Annotated in this window: 19 protein-coding genes; 4 read left to right on the top strand and 15 right to left on the bottom strand. The window is 66.5% G+C overall.

What is annotated here, in order from left to right:
- Window positions 1-1,295, bottom strand: a 1,295-nt coding sequence (locus tag Q0R27_RS09495; protein ID WP_293943783.1) for a lysine--tRNA ligase, incomplete at its 3' end; no start/stop codon positions are given.
- Window positions 1,296-1,363: 68 nt separating this feature from the next.
- Between Q0R27_RS09495 and Q0R27_RS09500 the strand changes: the two genes are divergently transcribed.
- Window positions 1,364-4,087, top strand: coding sequence for an ATP-dependent DNA helicase (locus Q0R27_RS09500; protein WP_293943752.1), 2,724 nt, complete (start codon window positions 1,364-1,366; stop codon window positions 4,085-4,087).
- Here Q0R27_RS09500 and Q0R27_RS09505 read toward each other — a convergent pair.
- The 7 genes from Q0R27_RS09505 to Q0R27_RS09535 all read right to left on the bottom strand — a co-directional run bounded on the left by Q0R27_RS09505 (window position 4,025) and on the right by Q0R27_RS09535 (window position 9,297).
- Window positions 4,025-4,414: a MerR family transcriptional regulator gene (locus tag Q0R27_RS09505; RefSeq protein WP_293943754.1), complete on the bottom strand. Its 390-nt coding sequence runs from the start codon at window positions 4,412-4,414 to the stop codon at window positions 4,025-4,027. The two genes, Q0R27_RS09500 and Q0R27_RS09505, sit on opposite strands and share 63 nt — an antisense overlap.
- Before the next feature lie 8 nt (window positions 4,415-4,422).
- Complete coding sequence (locus Q0R27_RS09510; RefSeq protein WP_293943756.1) at window positions 4,423-4,752, bottom strand: integration host factor subunit alpha; 330 nt, start codon at window positions 4,750-4,752, stop codon at window positions 4,423-4,425.
- Window positions 4,753-4,866: 114 nt separating this feature from the next.
- Complete coding sequence (locus tag Q0R27_RS09515) at window positions 4,867-5,829, bottom strand: beta-ketoacyl-ACP synthase III (RefSeq protein WP_293943758.1); 963 nt, start codon at window positions 5,827-5,829, stop codon at window positions 4,867-4,869.
- On the bottom strand, window positions 5,826-6,917 hold the full coding sequence (plsX, locus tag Q0R27_RS09520) for a phosphate acyltransferase PlsX (RefSeq protein WP_293943760.1): 1,092 nt from the start codon (window positions 6,915-6,917) through the stop codon (window positions 5,826-5,828). Before plsX ends, Q0R27_RS09515 begins: the two co-directional genes overlap by 4 nt.
- Before the next feature lie 18 nt (window positions 6,918-6,935).
- Window positions 6,936-7,115: a 50S ribosomal protein L32 gene (gene rpmF / locus Q0R27_RS09525; RefSeq protein WP_293943762.1), complete on the bottom strand. Its 180-nt coding sequence runs from the start codon at window positions 7,113-7,115 to the stop codon at window positions 6,936-6,938.
- Between the two features lie 238 nt (window positions 7,116-7,353).
- Window positions 7,354-8,013, bottom strand: coding sequence for an MBL fold metallo-hydrolase (locus Q0R27_RS09530; RefSeq protein ID WP_293943764.1), 660 nt, complete (start codon window positions 8,011-8,013; stop codon window positions 7,354-7,356).
- A 12-nt stretch (window positions 8,014-8,025) separates the two neighbouring features.
- Complete coding sequence (locus Q0R27_RS09535; protein ID WP_293943765.1) at window positions 8,026-9,297, bottom strand: dipeptidase; 1,272 nt, start codon at window positions 9,295-9,297, stop codon at window positions 8,026-8,028.
- 77 nt (window positions 9,298-9,374) lie between these two features.
- Here Q0R27_RS09535 and pabB point away from each other — a divergent pair, with 77 nt between their 5' ends.
- Window positions 9,375-11,129: an aminodeoxychorismate synthase component I gene (pabB, locus tag Q0R27_RS09540; RefSeq protein WP_293943766.1), complete on the top strand. Its 1,755-nt coding sequence runs from the start codon at window positions 9,375-9,377 to the stop codon at window positions 11,127-11,129.
- Window positions 11,130-11,239: 110 nt separating this feature from the next.
- On the opposite strand, the gene pdeM is transcribed toward pabB, so the two are convergent.
- The 5 genes from pdeM to Q0R27_RS09565 all read right to left on the bottom strand — a co-directional run bounded on the left by pdeM (window position 11,240) and on the right by Q0R27_RS09565 (window position 17,058).
- Window positions 11,240-11,902, bottom strand: a complete 663-nt coding sequence (pdeM, locus tag Q0R27_RS09545; protein ID WP_293943767.1) for a ligase-associated DNA damage response endonuclease PdeM — start codon at window positions 11,900-11,902, stop codon at window positions 11,240-11,242.
- A 41-nt stretch (window positions 11,903-11,943) separates the two neighbouring features.
- Window positions 11,944-12,402: a hypothetical protein gene (locus Q0R27_RS09550; RefSeq protein ID WP_293943769.1), complete on the bottom strand. Its 459-nt coding sequence runs from the start codon at window positions 12,400-12,402 to the stop codon at window positions 11,944-11,946.
- A gap of 3 nt (window positions 12,403-12,405) precedes the next feature.
- On the bottom strand, window positions 12,406-12,657 hold the full coding sequence (locus tag Q0R27_RS09555; protein WP_293943771.1) for a hypothetical protein: 252 nt from the start codon (window positions 12,655-12,657) through the stop codon (window positions 12,406-12,408).
- 42 nt (window positions 12,658-12,699) lie between these two features.
- A complete protein-coding gene (locus tag Q0R27_RS09560; protein ID WP_293943785.1) occupies window positions 12,700-15,111 on the bottom strand; it encodes a ligase-associated DNA damage response DEXH box helicase in 2,412 nt (803 codons plus the stop codon).
- A gap of 168 nt (window positions 15,112-15,279) precedes the next feature.
- On the bottom strand, window positions 15,280-17,058 hold the full coding sequence (locus Q0R27_RS09565) for a TIR domain-containing protein (RefSeq protein ID WP_293943773.1): 1,779 nt from the start codon (window positions 17,056-17,058) through the stop codon (window positions 15,280-15,282).
- Window positions 17,059-17,387: 329 nt separating this feature from the next.
- Here Q0R27_RS09565 and Q0R27_RS09570 point away from each other — a divergent pair, with 329 nt between their 5' ends.
- Entirely contained in the window at window positions 17,388-18,413 is a 1,026-nt protein-coding gene (locus tag Q0R27_RS09570; protein ID WP_293943775.1) for a methyltransferase, read from the top strand.
- A 269-nt stretch (window positions 18,414-18,682) separates the two neighbouring features.
- Here the strand turns inward: Q0R27_RS09570 and pgmG are convergent, their stop codons facing one another.
- Window positions 18,683-20,062, bottom strand: coding sequence for a phosphoglucomutase/phosphomannomutase PgmG (gene pgmG / locus Q0R27_RS09575; protein ID WP_293943777.1), 1,380 nt, complete (start codon window positions 20,060-20,062; stop codon window positions 18,683-18,685).
- Between the two features lie 20 nt (window positions 20,063-20,082).
- The gene (locus Q0R27_RS09580) at window positions 20,083-20,880 is read right to left on the bottom strand and encodes a division plane positioning ATPase MipZ (protein WP_293943779.1); all 798 of its coding nucleotides are present in this window, start codon (window positions 20,878-20,880) and stop codon (window positions 20,083-20,085) included.
- A gap of 81 nt (window positions 20,881-20,961) precedes the next feature.
- Between Q0R27_RS09580 and Q0R27_RS09585 the strand changes: the two genes are divergently transcribed.
- Window positions 20,962-21,383 (top strand): pantoate--beta-alanine ligase (locus tag Q0R27_RS09585; RefSeq protein WP_293943781.1); only part of this gene is annotated, 422 nt, incomplete at its 3' end.

Raw genomic sequence — 21,383 nt, forward strand, 5'->3', positions numbered from 1 at the left:
CGGCGGGTGAGGGTCGGGGCGACGTAATCGCGGGCGTAGTTGACCGCGAGGCCGATGAGGTGGTCGAGTTCGGGGTCGGTGTCGGGCGACGTACCGGGGGCGTAGCGCTGGACGAACTTCCACGCGGTCGCCTTGTCGCCGACGCCAGGGAGCGAGGCGAGGTTGAGCAGCAGGCCGTAGGTCAGCGGGAGCGGTTCGGTCGGAACCTTGCCGCCGTGGATATGGTGGACCGGGTTGCCGATTTGCTGTTCGACCGGCTGGCCCGCGTAGTTGCCGCGGAACTGGAGGTACTCGTCGACCGCGCGGGGGATGACGCCGATGTGCAGGCTCTTGGCCTTGCGCGGTTCGCGGTAGGCGAAGAAGGCGAGGCTTTCCTCGCTGCCGTACGAGAGCCACTGGTCGAGGGTCAGGCCGTTGCCCTTGGATTTCGAGATTTTCTCGCCCTTTTCGTCGAGGAACATCTCGTAGTTGAAGCCCTCGGGCGGGCGGCCGCCGAGGATCCGCGCGATCTTGCCCGACTGGATCGTGGAGTCGATGAGGTCCTTGCCGGCCATCTCGTAATCGACCCCGAGCGCGACCCAGCGCATTGCCCAGTCGACCTTCCACTGGAGCTTCGCCAAGCCACCTAGCGCGGACTGGGTGATCGGGGTGCCGTCCTCGTCGGTGAAGGCGATCGTGCCGGCTTCGGCGTCGACGACGGTGACGGGGACTTGCAGGACGCGGCCGGTCGAGGGCGAGATGGGGAGGACGGGGGAGTAGGTCTGGCGGCGCTCTTCGCGCAGCGTGGGGAGCATGACGGCGAGGATCGCGTCCCATTGGCGCAGGACCTGGCGGATGGCTTCGTCGAACTGGCCCGACGCGTAAGCCTGCGTCGAGGAGACGAATTCATAGTCGAAGCCGAAGCGGTCGAGGAAGCTGCGCAGCCTCGCATTATTGTGCGCGGCGAAAGATTCGTGGGTGCCGAACGGGTCGGGGATGCGGGTCAGCGGCTTGCCGAGATTGGCGGTGAGGAGGGCAGCGTTGGGGACGTTGTCGGGGACCTTGCGCAAGCCATCCATGTCGTCGCTGAAGGCGATCAGGCGCGTCGGAGAACCAGTCAGTTCTTCGTAGGCGCGGCGGACCATCGTCGTGCGCAGGACTTCGTTGAAGGTGCCGATGTGGGGCAGGCCCGAAGGGCCGTAGCCGGTCTCGAAGACAATCGCTTCACCATTGGGCTTGGCGCCAAAAGGACCATCGGGGGCCCAGCGCTTAAGCAGTTTGCGCGCTTCCTCATAAGGCCAGGCCTTGCTGGTCATCGCCGCAGTGCGGATGGCCTCGTCCACTGTTGCCCTTTCGTTCTTCTGTGGCCAAGGATGGGCCCGCAATGGCCGCCCTTTTGCCCCTTCCCGCGCTCCACGCAACCCATGCCGGGATCTGGCTCGCCGATGGGGGCGGGGTGCGCGCGGCGTCGCGCGGCGAGGCGATCGCGCGGGCGGCGGAGACTCCGCATATTTTGATGAATGCGCCCCTCGTGGGCCAGCGGCTGGGCTATCCCGATCTGTCGGGGCTCGACCTGCTCGAGCTGTATGCGTTCGTTCACCCGGCGCGGTTCGTGGTGCCGACGGTGGCGGGGCTGAGCCGGGCGCTGGGGCTGGCGGTGCCGGGGGACGATGGCGCGGCGGCGGGGCAGTTGCGGGCGATTGCCGGGGCGCTGTTCGATGTGTTCGAAGATTCCCACTGGCGCGAGCGCGAGGGGGCGTGGACATCGAATGCGACGCTGCATCGGCTGGGGTGGGGCTGGGCGGGGATTGTCGGCGAGCGACTGGCAAAGCCTGACAAGGCCGAACGGATGCTGTTTTCGCGCCTGCCGCAGTGGGAGGAGCAGGCCGAGCGGGTGCCGGCGCGGACGGTCACGGTGTCGGCCGAAGACGCGATCGAGCGACTCGCCGAGCTGACCGGGGGCGGGGCCGAAGCGCGCGTCGGGCAGCAGGCGATGGCGGCCGAGGCGGCGACGATGTTCGCGCCGCGTGGCGCGGCGGGGGCGCCGAACCTGGTGCTGGCCGAGGCGGGGACCGGGATTGGCAAGACGCTGGCCTATCTCGCGCCCGCGTCGCTGTGGGCCGAGCGGTCGGGCGGGACGGTGTGGGTATCGACCTTCACCAAGGCGCTGCAGCGGCAACTCGATGCCGAGGGCGAGCGGCTGATCCCCGACGCGGAGGAACGCAAGCGGCGGATCGTGGTGCGCAAGGGCCGCGAGAATTACCTGTGCCTGCTAAATCTGGAAGATGCGCTGCAGGGGGCGTTTACGGGCCGCGCGGCGGTGCTGGCGCAGCTTATCGGGCGGTGGGCGGCTTACACGAAGGACGGCGACATGGTCGGGGGGGATTTGCCCGGCTGGCTGCCGAGCCTGTTCCGGCGGGCGGGGGCGACGGCGCTGACCGACCGGCGCGGGGAGTGCGTCTATGCCGGCTGCCCGCATTACCGGCGCTGCTTCATCGAGCGGGCCGAGCGGGCCGGGCGCGAGGCGGACCTGGTGATCGCCAACCATGCGCTGGTGATGGTCAACGCCGCGCGCGGGCGGCCCGATGCGCCGAGCCGGATCATCTTCGACGAGGGGCATCATCTGTTCGACGCGGCCGATTCGACGTTTTCGGTGGCGTTGGGCGGGCAGGAGGCGATCGAGTTGCGCCGCTGGCTGGTCGGGCCGGAGGGGCGGACGCGGGGACGGAGACGTGGTCTCGCCGCGCGGTTGATGGATGTGTGTTCCTACGATGAAGCAGGGGCGAGCGCGCTCGATAGCGCGGTCGAGGCGGCACGCGCCTTGCCTTCGGACGGGTGGTTGCAGCGGCTCGCCGAGGGGGCGCCGTTCGGGCCGATCGAGGCGCTGCTCGCCGAGGTGCGGGGGACGGTCTACGCGCGGTCCAAGGCGCACGAGGCGGGATACGGGCTCGAGACCGAATTGGCTGAGCTCGATGGGGCGCTGGTCACGGCGGCGGCGGGGGCGCTGGAGGCATTGGAGGCGCTGGGACAGCCATTGGCGGCGCTGACGCGGCGGCTGGAGGCGGTGCTGGAAGACGCGCCCGACTGGTTGGACTCCTCCGCCCGCGCACGAGTCGAGGGGGCGATCACCGGACTGGCATGGCGGCGCGAGACGGTCGCGGCCTGGGTCAGGCTGCTGGCGCGGGTCGGCGGGGCGGCGGACCCGGATTTCGTCGACTGGCTGGCGATCGACCGGGTAGAGGGGCGCGAATTCGACGTGACGATCCACCGACGGTGGCTCGATCCGACGCGGCCATTGGCACAGGCGGTGCTGGCCCCCGCGCATGGCGTGCTGGTGACCTCGGCGACGCTGCGCGGATCGGGTGGGTGGAGCCAGGCCGACGCGCGCACCGGAGCGCTGCATTTGCCCCGCCCGCCGCAGCATTTCGAGGCGGCGAGCCCGTTCGATTATGGCCGGATGGCGGAGGTGCTGGTGGTCACCGACTTGCCGAGGGGCGACCTGGCGGCGCTGTCGGGGGCCTATGCGCGGCTAATCGAGGCGGCGGGCGGGGGAACGCTCGGGCTGTTCACCGCGATTGCCCGGTTGAAGGGGGTTCATGCACGGATCGCCGACCGGCTGGCGCGAGTCGGGCTGCCGTTGCTGGCGCAACATGTCGATCCGATCGACACCGGGACCCTGGTCGATATCTTCCGCGACGATCCGCGGGCGTCGCTGCTCGGCACCGATGCGCTGCGTGACGGGGTCGATGTGCCGGGCGAGTCGCTGCGGCTGGTGGTAATGGAGCGGGTGCCGTGGCCACGCCCGACGGTGCTTCACGCAGCGCGGCGGCTGGCGAGCGGGGGTAGTGCCTATGACGACAGCATGGTGCGGGCGCGGCTGGCGCAGGGGTTCGGGCGGCTGATCCGGCGGCAGGGCGACAGGGGCATGTTCGTGATCCTGTCGGCGGCGATGCCGAGCCGGTTGCTAAGTGCGTTTCCGCCCGAAGTGCAGGTGGCGCGGGTGAGCCTCGAGGTTGCGATCGCGCGGGTCGCGCGGCGGCTCGGGTCAGGCGGTGAGCGCCTCGGCGAGGCGGTCGCGCAAGGCGGTCAAACGCTCGACGTCGAGTGATGGAGCCGCTGTGACGGGGGCGGATGGCGCGGGCGGCGGCGGGGTCACGTCGGTGAGATCAAGCGTCGACGCCGCGGCGCTACGGTCGGCAAGCAGTTTCTGGACGCCGCGAACGGTATAACCCTGGTGGCTCAGCAAATGATGGATGCGCCGCGCGAGCGCCACTTCCGCGGGCCGGTAATAGCGGCGGTTGCCGGCGCGCTGGAGGGGTTTCAGCTGGGGGAACTTGGTCTCCCAGTAGCGCAAGATATGCTGCGCGACGCCGAGCTGAGCCGACAATTCGCCGATGGTACGAAAGGCGTCCGGGGCCTTGTCGGCGGTCGCCACCTGTTTGCTTACTTGACGATCTTGTCGCGCATCATGTGACTGGCGCGGAAGGTCATCACGCGGCGCGGCGCGATCGGCACTTCAATCCCGGTCTTGGGATTGCGCCCGATGCGCTCGCCCTTGTCGCGCAGTATGAAGCTGCCGAAGCCCGAAATCTTGACATTTTCGCCTACGGCAAGCGCGTGGCACATATGGTAGAGCAGCCGTTCGACCATGCTCGCCGCCTCGGCGCGCGACAGGCCGAGTTCGCGGTGGACGACGTCGGCAAGATCGGCGCGTGTGAGCGTTCCCGAATGGAGTCCTCCATCCTGCGTCCGTGCAACCCCCGCATCAGCCATCGGTTTATCCTCCGCCCCGCAAATTACCGAGACTCGCGCCCCCGCGATGTCTGATCGATGGACCTCCATGCCACATCGTTGGGGAACCGACAATCGAAGAATTAATGTGACTTATCAATAGCGCAGCGCCGCTGCTCCCCAGGTGAAACCGCCGCCCATCGCCTCGAGCACGACAAGGTCGCCGCGCTTGATGCGGCCGTCCTTAACTGCGACGTCGAACGCCAAGGGCACAGATGCGGCCGACGTGTTTGCGTGGCGGTCGACGGTGACGATAATCTTGTCGGGGGAAAGGCCCAATTTCTTCGCGGTTGCGTCGAGAATCCGGGCATTGGCCTGGTGGGGGACGACCCAGTCGACATCGGCGGCGGTGAGCCCGGCGGCGTCGAGGACTTCGCCCAAAACGGCGGCGAGATTGGTGACGGCGTGGCGGAACACCTCGCGGCCTTTCATGCGCAGCTTGCCGACGGTGCCGGTGGTCGACGGGCCGCCATCGACATAAAGCAGGTCGTTATAGCGGCCGTCGGCGTGGAGTTTCGTCGCGAGGATGCCGCGGTCGCTGTCCTGCTCGGCGCGAAGGACAATCGCGCCGGCGCCGTCGCCGAACAGGACGCAGGTCGTGCGGTCCTCCCAGTCGAGGATGCGGCTGAAGGTCTCGGCGCCGATGACGAGCGCGGTGTTCGCGCCGCCGCTGCGGATCATCGCGTCGGCGACCGACAGGGCATAGAGAAAGCCCGAGCAGACCGCGGCGACGTCGAAGGCGATGCAATCGGGAATGCCGAGAATGGTCTGGACCTTGGTCGCGCTGGCCGGGAAGGTCTGGTCGGGAGTCGCGGTGGCGAGGATGATGAGGTCGACTTGGGCGGCGGCGATGCCGGCGTGGTCGAGCGCGGCTTGGGCGGCTTCGGCGGCGAGGGTTGCGGTGGTCTCGCCTTCGCCGGCGATGTAGCGGGTCCGGATTCCGGTCCGCTCGACGATCCACTCGTCGGTGGTGGCGATCTGGGCCGCGAGTTCGGCATTGTCGACGCGGCGTTTGGGCAGCGCCGAACCTACGCCCGCGACAACCGCACGAATGGTCATGGGGCTGAGTCTCCGGTCGGCGTTTCGTTTCCGACCGCTTTACCCGCCGGCGCATCGGCGGCGAAGGCGTGGGCGCGGAATTCGTCGAGATCGTCGCCGATCTTGCGGGTGATATCGTTGCGGACCATCGACGCGGCGACCTTGATCGCGTTGGCGATACCCTTGGGCGTGGCCGAGCCGTGGCTTTTCACGACGAGGCCGTTCAATCCGAGGAAGACCGCGCCGTTGTGGTTGTTGGGGTCGAGATGGACCTTGAGCATGTGCAGCGCCGGTTTCGACAGCGCGAATCCGGCCTTCGAGCGGAGCGACGAGGTGAAGGCGCGGCGCAAGAGGTCGGTCACGAAGCGTGCGGTGCCCTCGGCGGTCTTCAGCGCGATGTTGCCCGAGAAGCCATCGGTGACGACGACATCGACCTCGCCGCGCGACAGCTGGTCGCCTTCGGTGAAACCGTTGAAACGGAACGGCAAGTAGGTCGCGTCGCGGAGTAGCGCGGCGGCTTCCTTGAGTTCGCCGGTGCCCTTTAATTCCTCGGTACCGATGTTGAGCAGTTTGACCCGCGGGGATTCGATGTCCAGCACGGTGCGGGCGTAGGCGGCACCCATCACCGCGAACTGGACGAGGTTCTGCGCGTCGCACTCGGTGTTGGCGCCGAGGTCGAGCATGACCAGGTCCTTGTCGCCGAGCGACGGGAGCAGCGCCGCCAGCGCCGGGCGGTCGATCCCGGGCATGGTGCGCAGTGCGAGCTTGGCGATCGCCATCAGCGCACCGGTATTGCCGGCCGACAGCGCGGCGTGGGCCTGACCGTCCTTTACCGCGTTGATCGTCATGCCCATCGAGGTAGTGCGGGCACGGCGGATCGCCTGGCTGGGCTTTTCAGTCGGCTCGATCTTTTCGGAGGTGTGGTGGACGGTGATCGCGTCGGCGAGGTTCGCGTGGCGCGCGATCTCGGGTCGGATCAGCGCTTCGTCGCCGAACAGCAGGAACGACAGCGAGCGGTCCTTGCGGCGCGCAGCGGAGACTCCGGCGACAATAGCCGCCGGGCCGACGTCCCCGCCCATGGCGTCGATCGCGATGCAAGGGCCAGTCATTGCCTGGACCTAGCGACGTCAGGCCTCGGTCGAAATGATTTCGCGACCGTTATAGTGGCGGCAGGCGGCGCACATGTTGTGCGGGCGCTTCAGTTCGCCACAGTTCGAGCATTCCTGGAAGCTCGGTACGTCGAGCGCATGGTGGCTGCGACGCATGTTGCGCTTCGAAGGCGAAGTTTTTCTTTTGGGGACGGCCATGCGGCACCTTGGCTACTATCAAAACAAAAAAGACCATCCTCGCCAAGCTCATCGGGGCGAGCCCCGCGGCGGCGGCCGGATGGTCGCGAACGAGGGTGCCCTATAGCGAAACGGCGCGAGGACGCAAGCGCAGAGGGGCGGCTTTGATTCGAAGAGTTGCACCGGCCCACTCCCCTACCCGGCCTCCCAATCAGTTAATTCCATGGGAGGCCGGGTTCGGAAGTGGGCCGGTGCAGGCTTACCCAGATAAAACAGTGTCCGCGACGAACGGATTTGTTTTCCGTTCCTGACCAAAGGTCGACATCGGGCCGTGGCCGGGGATGAAACTGGTGTCGTCGCCCATCGGCCAGAGCTTGCCGACGATCGCATCGAGCAACTGCTGGTGGTTGCCGCGCGGGAAGTCGGTGCGGCCGATCGAGCCCTGAAACAGCACGTCGCCGACAATCGCCAGCTTCGAGTCGGGGTGGTGGAAGACGATGTGGCCGGGAGTGTGGCCGGGGCAGTGGCGGACGTCGAAGATGAGCTCGCCAACGCTCACCTGGTCGCCATCGACCAGCCAGCGGTCGGGCTCGAATGGCTTGCCGGCGACTCCGTAATTGCGGCCGTCCTCGTCAAGCCGGGCGATCCAGAAACGGTCCTCCTCGTGCGGACCTTCGATCGGCACGCCGAGTTCCTCGGCGAAGATGCCGGCCGATCCGCAATGGTCGATATGGCCGTGGGTGACCAGGATCTTCTCGATCGTCACGCCCGAGCGGGCGATGGCGTCGCGCAATTTGGGGAGGTCGCCGCCGGGATCCACGAAGGCACCGCGCATCGTTTTCGTGCACCAGACGAGGCTGCAGTTCTGCTGCAGCGGGGTGACCGGCAGGATGGCGGCGCGCAGGGGTGGTTCGCTCATGATGCCCGCGAGTTAGGGTGCGGGGGGCAGCCTGTCCATCGCCGCGGTAACGCCCTTCATGGCGACGGCCGTCGCTTCCGCGCCGCGCAGCGCCCGGAGAAGATTGCCGCCGGCGAGCCTGGCAAGGTCGGCGTCGCTCCAACCGCGGCGGATGAGTTCGGCGAACAAGGCTGGATAGGCTTCGACTCCGCTAAGGCCGATCGGCGTGCTGTCGATGCCGTCCATGTCGGCGCCAATGCCGACATGGTCGTGGCCTGCGATCGCCGCGACATGGTCGATATGGTCAGCGACGTCCCTGGCGGTGACAACCGGGCCGGGATTGGCCTGCTCCCATGCCTTGACTCCGGCCTTGACCGCGTCGGTGCTGGCGCGGTTGAGGGTCTTGAGGCGAGCCTCCTCGGCGGCCTTGGCGGAGTCGTGCTGGAGCATCGCCGCCGACAGGAAGGCCGGGACCCAGTTGACCATCACGACGCCACCATTGGCGGGGAGCAGGCGCAGCACGTCGTCGGGGACGTTGCGGGGGTGATCGTTGACCGCGCGCGACGAGGAGTGGGAGAAGATCACCGGCGCGCGGCTGGCGGCGATTGCCTGTCGCATCACGTCGGGCGAGACGTGGCTCAGGTCGACCAGCATGCCGATCCGGTTCATCTCGGCGATGACCTTGAGGCCGAACGGGGCAAGGCCGTTGAACTTGGGATCATCGGTCGCGCTGTCGGCCCATTCGGTGGTCTGGTTGTGGGTCAGCGTCATGTAGCGCGCGCCGAGCCGGTAGAATTGGCGCAGCGCGGGGAGGCTGCCGCCGATCTGACGCCCGCCCTCGATCCCGATCAGCGAAGCGACCTTGCCGGCGTGGTGGATGCGGACGATGTCGTCGGCGGTACGGGCGAATTCGAGGTCGCGCGGGTAGGCGGCGACGAAGCGGTCGACGACGTCGATCTGCTCGATCGTTTTGCGGATCGCCTCGTCGCCGGTGATCTTGCCGTCGATATAGACCGACCAGAATTGCGCCCCGACGTGGCCTGCGTGGAGGCGGGCCATGTCGGTCATCAACGGGTGGTTGGGGCGGGCGGCGGTACCGCTGGCGAGGCCGGCGATGCTGTAGTCATGATATTCGGCGAGCTGCTCGGCAAGGTCGTTATGACCGTCGATCAACGGAGTCGCAGTGAGAATGCGGTCGATGCGGGCGCGGGTTGCCGGATCGATCGTGCTGGTCGTCGATAGCGGGGCGGCCATCGCGGGGGCGGAGGCGAGCAGCGCGGCAATAAAAAAAGCCTGTTTGATCACGGACATCCCTTCGGTTCGACCAGTCTGATGAGGAACAGGCTTTACGGGGGCGAGCGAAGCGGGGCAATTGCCCGGCGATGGGGGAAAGCTACGTTCTGTTCGATGATGCGCGCGGCGGTGCCGAGAAGGCGCGGCTGTATCGTGCGCCGGTCGGGGAGGTTGTTGCGTCGACGCTCGACGAAGTGCGGCCGGCGCTGGCGGCGTTGCGCGCGGCGGTGCGCGGGGGCGCTCATGCGGCGGGGTATCTGGCCTATGAGGCGGGGCAGGCGCTCGATCCGAAGCTCGAGCCGGGCGCGCGGGTCGGGGACGGGCCGCTGCTGTGGTTCGGGCTGTTCGAGGGGTATGAACTGGTCGACGCGGCGACGCTGGCCGATCCGGCGGGGGCCGTTGCCGGCGAGGTTCGGCCGCGGATTTCGCGCGAGGCTTATCTCGAGGCTGCCGCGGAAGTTCGCGACGGGCTATTCGCGGGAGATTATTATCAGGCAAATTTGACGTTCGGCTGCGATGTGGCGGTCGGCGGGTCACCGCTGGCGCTTTATGCGCGGCTGCGGGAAGGTTCGAGGGCCGGGTGGGGCGGAGTCGTGCGCCATCCCGGCGGGGCGCTCGTGTCGCTGTCGCCCGAACAGTTTTTCACGTTGCGGGCGGGAACGCTCAATGCCCGGCCGATGAAAGGGACCGCCGCGCGCGATCCCGATCCGGCGCAGGACCGGCTCCTCGCCGAAGAACTTGCCGCCGATCCCAAGCAGCGAGCCGAGAATCTGATGATCGTCGATTTGCTGCGCAACGACCTTGCGCGGGTGTCCGAGACCGGCAGCGTGGCGGTGCCGCGATTGTTCGTGGTCGAGACTTATCCCACGGTTCACCAGATGGTTTCAGAGGTCTCCGCGACCTTGCGTCCGGGGCTCGACGCGGTCGATGTGATCGAGACGATCTTCCCGTGCGGGTCGGTTACCGGGGCGCCCAAGATCGCTGCGATCGAGGTGCTGCGGCGGTTGGAGCCGGAGCCGCGCGGGGCCTACACCGGGTCGATGGGGTGGATCGAGCCGCCGAGTTTGGACGGTTCCGGGGATGCGTCGTTCAACGTCCTGATCCGCACGCTCGAGCTTCATGACGAGCGTCCCGGAACGGCGCGGATCGGGCTTGGTTCAGGGCTTGTCGTCGACAGCGAGATGGGTGAGGAGTGGGCCGAGTGCCTCCTTAAGGGACGATATGTGAACGCTGCCCGACCCCGCTTCGACCTGATCGAGACGATGCGCTTCGATGCCGAGCACGGAATTGCCGAGCTTGATCGCCACCTCGACCGGCTGGGCAATGGCGCCGAGACGTTCGGGTTCAAGTTCGATCGGCATGGCGCGCGCAACGAACTTCAGGCGGCGACCTTTCGCCGCAAGGATCGGGCAATGGTCCGGCTGCTGCTATCGCCGACCGGGGCGATGGCGATCCAGGTCAAGCGGCTCGAGCGACCGGCGGACGGGCCGGTCCTGGTTACGCTGCAGCCGATGCCGGTTGCGGCCGACGATGTGCGGTTGCGGTTCAAGACCACCGACAGGCGGTTCTACGACGAGGCGCGGCGCGCCAATCCGACGTTCGAGACGATCTTCGTCGATGCCGAGGGCCGGCTGACCGAGGGGAGTTTTACCAACATCTTCGTCGAGCGCGACGGGCGCCTGCTGACCCCGCCGGCGACACGCGGGCTGATCCCGGGGATCCTGCGGTCGAAACTGATCGATGAAGGTCGCGCGGTCGAGGCGGAGCTTCGGCGCGAGGATCTGGGTGAGGGGTTTTTCGTCGGGAATATCTTGCGCGGGCTGATGGCAGCGCGGCTGGTTTGAGCGTCGTCCCGGCGAAAGCCGAGATACCGGGCGTTTGGCTTGCTATGAGCCGCGCGACTGCATCGTTCTTTTATCGACCGGGGTCCCGGCTTTCGCCGGGATGACGGGTATTACGCGGCGAGCGGGAAGCGGAGGAGGCGGCCTGCCGCCGGGATCAAGGCCGCGGCACCCGGGCCGACTTTCTTGACGATCTCGGGGTGATGGGCATCGAGGCCGCCGGTCAGCGCGCCGTAGGCGGGAAGGATGAGCTTCGTGTCGCTGGCGACATAGCAGCGGCGCGAGAGGGTGCGGCCCTTCATGCGGAGCCGCAGCTTGGGGTGGAAGTGGCCCGAGATTTCGGGGGTGGGATCGCCCACCACGGCTTCGTGGCGAAGCGCTAATCCGGCGACGGTCAGCTCCTCCTCGATGCGCCCGCCGATATGATCGACGAAGCCGGCGTCGTGGTTGCCGGTGATCCACACCCAGTCGAGCCGCGCGGTGAGGCTGGCGAGGAGCGCCCGGGCGTCGTCGGGAAGGCGGTCGCAGCCGAAGCGGTCATGGAAGCTGTCCCCGAGGCAGTAGAGAGTGGTCGCGCCGCTGCGCTCGATGTCGCGGGCGAGCGCGGTCAAGGTCGAATGCGAATCATAGGGCGGGAGCAACTGGCCGAGCCGCGCGAACCAGCTCGCCTTTTCGAGGTGCAGGTCGGCGACCAGCAGCGCGCCCTGCGCAGGCCAGTGGAGCGCACCTTCGGGGCTGGCGAGGAAGTCGTGACCGGCGAACGAAGCGGGAACCATGCTTCGTCTGTTAGACGCGAACGGCGCGCCGGAGGAAGCGCTTAATTGTCCTCGAGGCTCAGGACATGGTCGCGCAGCGCGCGGGCGTCGTGGAGCGCGTTGTGGGGGACCGCACTAGCGCCCGCCGTGCTGAACCCGGGAAGCGCGAAGAAGCGAAAGCGCAGCGGCGGGGTACGGACGATCTCGCCGGGGCCGACGAGCAGCAGCATGCAGATCTGCGCGATGTCCTCGGGCCAGTCGGCGATAATCTCGATATCGCGATCATTGGCGAGGAAGGTCGCGAGCGCATCCGCCGCCGAGGCGCGATCGAGCGGGGGCGCGCGGTGCATCGGCGGCACGGTGTTCATGTAAGGCATGACGTGACGTTCGACCCACGGGTGGATCTCGGCGGGGGCGGGGAGGGTGAAGTAAAGCTCCTCGTCGCCATGCTCGGCGACGAGGGCCAGCGAGAGGAGTTCGCCGCCGAAGCCGTTATACTCGGTATCGAGGAAGTAGCGCATCGTTTAGCGCGGCACTGCGGGGGGGCAGCTGTCGGTCGGCAAGGGGCGACCGCGCGCGCACCGGGCGTCGACTTCGCGAAGCTCGCGGCCGCGTTTCTCGTCGGCGCGCTTCTGGCTGGGGAGCGCGGCATCGATGCCCTTGCCGACGACCTTGACCGGGACCGAGACGACATCGACCGCGGTCTTGGCGACGTCGGTGATGATGCAGCCGGATAGCAGCGGCAAAAGCAGCACAAGCAGAGACGCGCGTCGCATCCGGGCTTCTTGCCCGCTTCGATCGCGCCCGTCGATGGCCGATCAGTCGACCCGCATCGCTTCGGCGGCGAGCGCCTCGGCTTCGATGAGCAGCATATCGTCGGCGCTCGAACCCGACGGCATCGCCTCGCGGCCGATGACGACCATCAGCGGGACCGCCAGCGGGGTGACGCGGCTGGCGCGGACGTGGATCATCTGGTCGGCGGCGCGCTCGACGAGGCGAGCGAGGCGGCCGAGCTCGGTCATCCTTGCGCGGGCGTCGTCCCACGCGGCGGTGAGCAGCAAGTGATCGGGCTCGTAGCGGCGCAACACGTCGTAAATGAGGTCGGTCGAGAAGCTGACCTGCCGCCCGGTCTTGCGCTTGCCGGGGTGCTGGCGCTCGACGAGCCCGCCGATGACCGCGACCTCGCGAAAGGCGCGCTTGAGCAGGTTCGACTGCTCGACCCATTCGACGAATTCATGCTCCAATATGTCGGGGGAGAGCAGGGGAGCGGGGTCGACGACTTCCTCGAGCCCGTAGCAGGCGAGCGCATAGTCGTTGGCGACGAAGCCGAGCGGCTTGAGCCCGGCGCTTTCCATGCGGCGGGTGATCAGCATGCCAAGCGACTGGTGCGCGTTCCAGCCTTCGAAGCTGTAGATGACGAGGAAGTGGCGGCCTTCGTGGGGGAAGGTTTCGACGAGCAGTTGGTCGGGCTCGGGGAGGATCGAGCGCTTGCCCTGGACTTCGAGCCATTCGCGGACGTCGTCGGGGAAGCGTTGCCAGTCGTCGGGCGAGCACAGGAAGCGGCGGACACGCTCGGCGAGGTGGGTCGACATCGACATCCGCTGACCGCCGTAGGTGACGAGCCGCGCCGATTTGGACGAGGCGTGGACGATAATGTCGCTGTCCTTGAGCCGTTCGACCTCGAGCGAGAGGCCGGCGAAGAAGATGTGGTCGCCGACCGAGAGCGTCGAGGCGAAGCCTTCCTCGACCTTGCCGAGCATCCGGCCGTTCTTGAAGCGCACGTCCATCATCGGGTTGTCGACGATGATCCCGGCATTGAGGCGGTGCTGGACCGCGACTGCGGGGGTGGTGATGCGCCAGCGGCCGGGGCCGTCGGCGGTCAGGCGGCGGTATTTGTCATAGGCCTTGAGCGCGTAACCGCCGGTGGCGATGTAGGCGAGGACTCGGGCGAAGACTTCGGGGGTGAGGCCGGCGTAGGGGGCGGCGGAATTGATTTCGGCGAGGAGTTCGGTCTCGTTGAACGGGCCGGCGCAGGCGATCGCGAGAATGTGCTGGGCGAGTACGTCGAGCGTGCCGGGACGGAAGATGTCGGGATCGAGCTCGTTGTCGTCGATTGCATCCAATGCGGCCCGCGCCTCAAGATATTCGAATCGGTTGCCGGGCACGATCATGCCCTTCGACGGTTCGTCGAGGCGGTGGTTGGCGCGGCCGATCCGCTGGAGCAGGCGCGACGAACCCTTGGGGGCGCCCATCTGGACGACGAGGTCGACATTGCCCCAGTCGATCCCGAGGTCGAGACTGGCGGTGGCGACGAGCGCGCGCAGCCGGCCGTCGCCCATTGCGGTCTCGACCTTGCGGCGGGCTTCCAATGCGAGGCTGCCGTGGTGGATGCCGATGGGCAACTGGTCGTCGTTGACCCGCCACAGGTCCTGGAAGATCAGCTCGGCGAGGCTGCGGGTGTTGCAGAAAACGAGGGTGGTCCTGTGTTCGGCGATGAGCGCCATGACCTGCTTCGCCGCATAGCGGCCCGAATGGCCCGACCAGGGGACACGGCCGTCGGGGATGAGGATCGACAGGTCGGGCTCGGCGCCGGGGTCGCCATGAACGAGCCGGACGAGTTCGGCGTCGGCGTCGGGGGCGAGCCAGCCCTGGTAGGCTTCGGGGTCGGCGATGGTCGCGGACAGGCCGACGCGGCGCACGCGGGGGGCGAGTTGCTGAAGGCGCGCTAGGGACAGCGAAAGCAGGTCGCCGCGCTTTTCGCGGGCGAAGGCGTGGATTTCGTCGATGACGACGGTCTGGAGGCCCTCGAACATCGTCGCGCAGTCGGGGTAGCTCAACAGCAGGCTGAGGCTTTCGGGGGTGGTGAGGAGGATGTGCGGCGGGCGGGCGCGCTGGCGGGCCTTGCGGTCGGACGGGGTGTCGCCGCTGCGGGTTTCGACGCGGATATCGAGGCCCATCTCCTCGATCGGAGCGAGGAGGTTGCGCTGGACGTCGACGCCAAGGGCTTTGAGCGGCGAGATGTAAAGCGTGTGGAGGCCATCACGGGCGTTCTCGACGAGATTCGCCAGCGTGGGGAGGAAACCCGCCAGCGTCTTGCCCGCGCCGGTCGCGGCGACGAGCAGGACATGCTCGCCGCCCTGCGCCGCGTCGAGCATGTCGAGCTGGTGCCGCCGCGGCGCCCAGCCGCGGGCGGCGAACCAGTCGTCGATAATGGTCGGCAGACGGGACAGACACTTTACCCTCAGGGAACCGGCGCGACACTCGCGGGCTCGAGCCTCACATGGCGCGTCTCGGCGGCAGGATCGACCCCTTCCCGGCAAGCATTTTCATCAAACCCGCCGGGGCGTCGGCCGGACAACTGCTGCGTTAGCCGTCCGGGCTAATCCCATCGTGGCTAGTCAGGATGATGTGCTCGTGCCCGCGGCGAAAAGCGGTTGTCCGGCCGCCTTCAATCGCGCTTCGGCGGCGCTGTGCATATCCTGATAGCGCGGCACTTCGCGAAGCTCCTTGAAGTCCGGATCGACGTCGATGTGGCGAAGCTGCGTCATACTGATTTGCGCGAAATAGGGCTCAAGCAGTTCCAGCGCCGTTTCGAAATCGTGAAGGTGGATCGACAGCGAGCAGGCCAGATTATAGCGCATCGAATTATTCTCGGGATCCATCAGCATGGCCCGATCGATCCAGTCGCGGGCGCGGTTTGCATCGCCGATGGCACATAGCGCGCCCACGCCCATCGCTATCGCCGAGCCGTTCGTCGGATCCTGCGCGACCTCCTTTTCGACCCGTGCGATCGTAATCCGCGCGATGCGATCGAGATTGGCGAGATCATCCAAGGCCATATAACAGCAACTTAGCATATGACCCGAGTGACAGTCGGTCTCGACCAGCGATAATGCCTTTTCCCAATAGGGAACCGCCGCGGCGACGCGCCCCTGGCGGAAGGCGATCATCGCCGCTTCCTTGTTCACTTCCCACGATTCGGGATCGATTTCGAGCGCCACCGCCAATTGGCGGTCGGCGTCCTCATGACGACCTTCGCCCTGAAGGTAGCGCGCCTTGACGCAGATCGCCTCGGGCTGATGCGGATCGAGCGCGAGCGCTTGCTCGGCGGCGGGCATGCCGTCCTCCTGAAGCCCGTGCCAGAAACGCAGTTCCGACTGGCCGAGCGCCATCAGCGCCCAGGCCTTGGCATAGTTCGGATCGACCTTGGTCGCTTGTTTGCAAATCCGCACGACGGCCTCGTCACGCCGCCGGTCGCCGGCCTTGCCGCTGATCCACTGCTTGCGTGCCAGCAGGTAGAAATTATAGGCGTCGGGATTGGTCGTACCGCGCTGCTCGATCGCCTTTTTCTCCTTCGGCAGCAGCTTCAGCTTGAGCGCGCCGACGATCGCCTTCGAGATTTCATCCTGAATGGCGAAGATGTCGGTCAAGTCGCGGTCATAGCGATCGGCCCACAGCTGAAGGCTGATCGTGCAGTCGGTGAGCTGGGCGCTGATCCGGACCCGACTGCCGGCCTTGCGCACGCTGCCCTCCAGGACATGGGTCACCCCCAGATCGCGGGCCAGCGCAGCCGTGTCGATCGGCTTTCCCTTGAACGAAAAGGCGGTGTTGCGCGCGACCACCGACAGCGCCGACACTTTCGACAGGTCGGTGATGATGTCCTCGCTGATCCCGTCGCTGAAATACTCCTGTTCGGGATCGCCACTCATGTTCACAAACGGCAAGGCGCACACCACGACATTGCGGCCCGGTTCGATGTCCGAATTCTGTTCGGTCGGGGCCGCCACGCTTCCCACCAGCGAAGCGATGCTGCTTTCGACCTTTTTCCAGCCGGGGGCATCGACGTCGCCCGACCAGCCCATCAGATCGGCACACTGAATCTGGTTGAACGGCATCGGCGGCAGGACGCCGTCGATGCTGAGCTGGACCAGGGTGCCCGCCTCGCGCGCGGCGTCGGCCTCGGCGCGCACCCATTGCGAGCGCACTGCGTCGTTCGACCACAGCACCAGGACGGCCTTTGCCAGTTTGATCCGTTCCTCGATCACCTCGCCATAGGCGCGGTGAGCGGGCAGCTCGTCGTCGCGCCAGACGCCGTAGCCTGCCGTGCGCAACGCCTCAGCCGCCTGTTTCGCCAGCGGCTCGTTCGGTCGGGCATATGAGATGAAAATATCCGACATCGCGACGTTTCGTTCCTCAGTTCATCCGGTTGTATCGTCAGCACCCGAACTGGCAAGACAAAGCTTTGGTTATGGAGGCGTTCCGAGGAATTGTGCCGTCCCTGAGGCGGCAATTCCGACGTTCGCGCCTTGAATATGAAATTTTGCCGTTCTTCGGCTTCCTGCGCGCACAGCCGAACAACGGTCAGTTGGGTATCGTGAAGAGTTTCGGGCGCCGTCAGGCGTACGAAAGCGGTCAGGCGGCTTACGGCGGCAATGAGCACAAAGCCTCCCCTGTTGATTTTCGGAAAGTTGTACACTCTAGATCCGCACGTCAGGAGAGCTGAACCATGGCAGATGAGATTTCCCCCGACCATATCCTTCAAATTGGGTTTGGCTTCTGGGCATCAAAGGCGCTGCTGAGCGCCGTGGAGCTCGCGCTTTTCACGCATTTGTCCAAGGGTCCCCAGACCGGTCCCCAGCTTGAGGCGGCCTTGGGCCTGCACCCGCGTTCTACCTATGATTTTCTGGACACTCTTCTCGCCTTGGGATTGCTCGAGCGAAACGGCACAGGCCAGAGTGCGGAATATATGAACACACCGAGCACAGCCCTGTTCCTCGTCAAAACCAGTCCCCAGTACATCGGCGGCATCCTTGAGATGGCGAATGCTCGCCTCTATCGCTTCTGGGCCGATCTCACGCCTGCGCTTAAAACCGGGCTGCCCCAGAATGAGATGAAGACGACGGGGAAGTCGATGTTCGAAGCGCTCTACGCCGACCCCGCGCGCTTGGAGCAGTTCATGGACGCCATGGGCGGCATCTCCATGGGTAATTTCATGGCCTTCGCCGAGAAGTTTGACTTCTCCCGTTACACTAATCTGGCGGACATTGGCGGCGCGACAGGCCAGCTTTCGACCATTATCGCCGCGCACCATCCGCACATGCGTTGCCGGACGTGCGACCTGGCCGAGGTCCAGCCGATTGCTGAGCGCCGGATACGGGCACAAAATCTTCAAGGCCGGGTAACCGCGGATACACTCGACTTCTTCGCGGATGAATTTCCGCGGGCAGACATCATCACGATGGGGATGATCCTGCACGACTGGAACCTTGTCGATAAAAAGATGCTCATCGCCAAGGCTTATCGAGCGTTGCCACCCGGGGGCGCCTTCGTTGCCATCGAGAACATCATCGACGACGAGCGGCGCCAAAATGCATTCGGCCTGATGATGTCGCTGAACATGCTGATCGAGTTCGGCGAAGCCTTCGACTTCACGGGCGCACAATTTTCTGAGTGGTGCCGTGAGGCTGGGTTCAGTCGTTGCGAAATTATCCCTTTGGCAGGCCCTGCAAGCGCCGCTGTCGCCTATAAATAGAGGCGGGAGTGTACCATCAGGCTAACTCGCGCAAATCGCGGTTTCGCACGTCTGGTCTACACCTTCGTGTCCGACGAACATCTGGGTTCGGGGCATAGAAAATTGGCTTCGCCGGTCGAGATTGGTCGAAATACGAACTCGCTGCGCGAAAGGGGTTCGTGGAGTGAAGTAGGCACGTCGGAACGTGTTTGCGACCGCACGAACGACCGCTTTCAGGCGTAAATAGAAGAGATTCCAACGTCCGAAATTGGGTCGGAAGCGGAGTTTCGTCAGTGAGTGGCCTCGACCGCTTCAATCCCTGACGCTTCGAGCTGGCCGTTGATGGTTGCCATGAGGCGGCCCAGTCCCGCCTGATCCGATGACTCTGCTCGCGCCACCAGCACGTCCTGGGTGTTCGAGGCGCGCAGCAGCCACCAGCCGTCGGGGGTTTGCACGCGGACGCCGTCGGTGCTGTCGACCGTCGCGCCGTCGGCTGCGAGGCGCGCGGCGACTTCTTCGATGACCGCGAACTTGCGTGTGTCGTCGACCTGGAAGCGCAGTTCGGGAGTGGCGACCGACGGCGGCATGTCGCTGCGCAGCTGGGTGACCGACTTGCCGAGCGACGTCGCGGCGCCGATCAGGCGGACCGCGGCGTAGAGCGCGTCGTCGAAGCCGTACCACTCATGCTTGAAGAAGATGTGGCCCGACATTTCGCCCGCGAGCGGCGCGCCGGTCTCCTTCATCTTGGCCTTGATCAGGCTGTGCCCGGTCTTCCACATCAAGGGCTTGCCGCCGAGGTCGGCGATGCGGTCGAACAGGGTCTGGCTGGCTTTGACGTCGGCGATGATGGTCGATCCGGGGAGCGCCTTCAGCACCGGCTCGGCAAGGATCATGACGAGCTGGTCGCCCCAGATGACGCGGCCCCGGCCATCGACCGCGCCGATGCGGTCGGCGTCGCCGTCGAACGCGATGCCGAAATCGAGGCCCTTGTCGGCGACGAGTTTCTTGAGATCGGCGAGGTTGGCTTCGACCGTCGGGTCGGGGTGGTGGTGGGGGAAAGTGCCGTCGACCTCGGTGTAGAGCAGGTGATGCTCGCCGGGGAGTTTTTTAACGAGCTTCTCGAGCACCGGGCCGCCGGCGCCGTTGCCCGCATCCCAGCCGATGCGATAGGCGCCGCCGTCGAAGCCTTCGACGAGACGGTCGACATAGGCGTCCTCGACATTGGTGTCGGTGACCGAGCCCTCGCCTTTGACCCAGTCGCCGGCCTTGGCGCGCCGCCCGAGTGCCTGGATTTCGGCGCCGAACACCGAGCGGCCGTTCAGCAGCATCTTGAAGCCGTTGTAGTCGGCCGGATTGTGGCTGCCGGTGACCTGAATACCGCCGTCGACGCTCAGGGTGGCGGTGGCGTAGTAGAGCATCGGGCTTGGTCCCATGCCGATGCGCACGACGTCGAGCCCGCTCGCGGTCAGCCCGTCGACCAGCGCGGTTTCGAGTTCGGGGGAATGAGTGCGGCCATCGCGGCCGACGGCGATTTTCCTGGCACCTTCGAGGATGGCGAGCGCGCCATAGCTGCGGCCGAGTGCGCGGGCGTCGGCGGCATGCAAGGTCTTCCCGACGACCCCGCGCACGTCATATTCGCGCAGGATCGACGCGTGAAACTCGTGGCTCATTTACACCTCTGTGCGTGACGTCAGCCCGAAGCGGAGATCGGCTCGGACTGCTCGTTGGTCGATGGAATTGACAAACCCGCGACCATTTCGCGAAGTTCCTGCCGCGCCGCGATATGGCTGAGGCCGACCTCGCCGAGCTGGGCGAGATCGAGCAGGGTGAGGCCCTTGGGGAACAGCTCGCGGTAGATGACGCGCTCGCCAAGCCCGGGGATGACGCGGAAGCCGACGCGGCGCGCGAGCTCGTCCATCGCCGCGCCAACCCGGTGGAGGTTGTGCGACTGGATATGCTGGAGGCGGTTACGGAGCACGACCCAGTCGACCGACTTGCCGGTCGTCTTGGCGCGCTGGGTGCGGCTGTTCCAGATGAGCTCGGCGTAGAAGCTGGGCTTGGTGATCTTGAAGGTGTCGGGGTGGACCTGGCCGATCAGGTCGAGGTCGACGAAGCTGTCGTTCATCGGCGTGACGAGCGTGTCGGCGCGGACGATCGCGGCGCGGGCGACCGGGTCGTCGCGGCCCGGCGTGTCGATCACCAGCACGTCGCATTGGGCCGAAAGGCGGGCGATGGCGGCGTCGAGCGCGTCGGTGGTCTGGTCCTCGAGCACTTCGTAGACGGCGTGCGCCAGCGGCTCGCCGGTGCGGCGGATCGTCGCGTCGCGATTCTCGAGATAGCGGGTGGTGGTGCGCTGGCGGCTGTCGAGGTCGAGCGCGCCGACGCGGTGGCCCGACGCGGCGAGCGCGACCGCGGTATGGACCGCGGTGGTCGATTTGCCGGTGCCGCCCTTCTCATTGGCGAAGATGATGAAATGTGGCTGGCCCATGGCCGTTGCGCCCCTTATTGAAACCCCGGCGTGCCATGCTGGCCTGCCCCTCGCCGTCGGTGTATCGGAGGCACGAATCGCATGCAAATCCTTCGTGAATCCATCGCCTTGCGCGAAACCACCGGCGGTTGGCGAAGCGCCGGCGAGCGGATCGCCGTTGTCCCGACGATGGGCGCGCTCCATGCCGGACATATGGCGCTGATCGACGCCGCCCGCGGCCAGGCCGACAAGGTGATCGCGACGATCTTCGTCAATCCGCTGCAGTTCGGGCCGGGCGAGGATCTGGCGCGCTATCCGCGGCAGGAGGAGGCCGATGTCGCCTTGCTCGAGGCGCATGGCTGCGACGCCGTGTGGCTGCCGAGCGCCGAGGATATCTACCCGCCCGGCTTTGCCACCACGGTCAGTGTCGCAGGAGTCAGCGAGCGCTGGGACGGCGAGGCGCGGCCGGGGCATTTCGCGGGCGTGGCGACGAAGGTCGCCAAACTTCTGATCGCGGTTCAGCC

It is taken from the genome of Sphingomonas sp. (genome assembly GCF_025362505.1).
In the GTDB taxonomy this organism is placed as follows: Bacteria; Pseudomonadota; Alphaproteobacteria; order Sphingomonadales; family Sphingomonadaceae; genus Sphingomicrobium.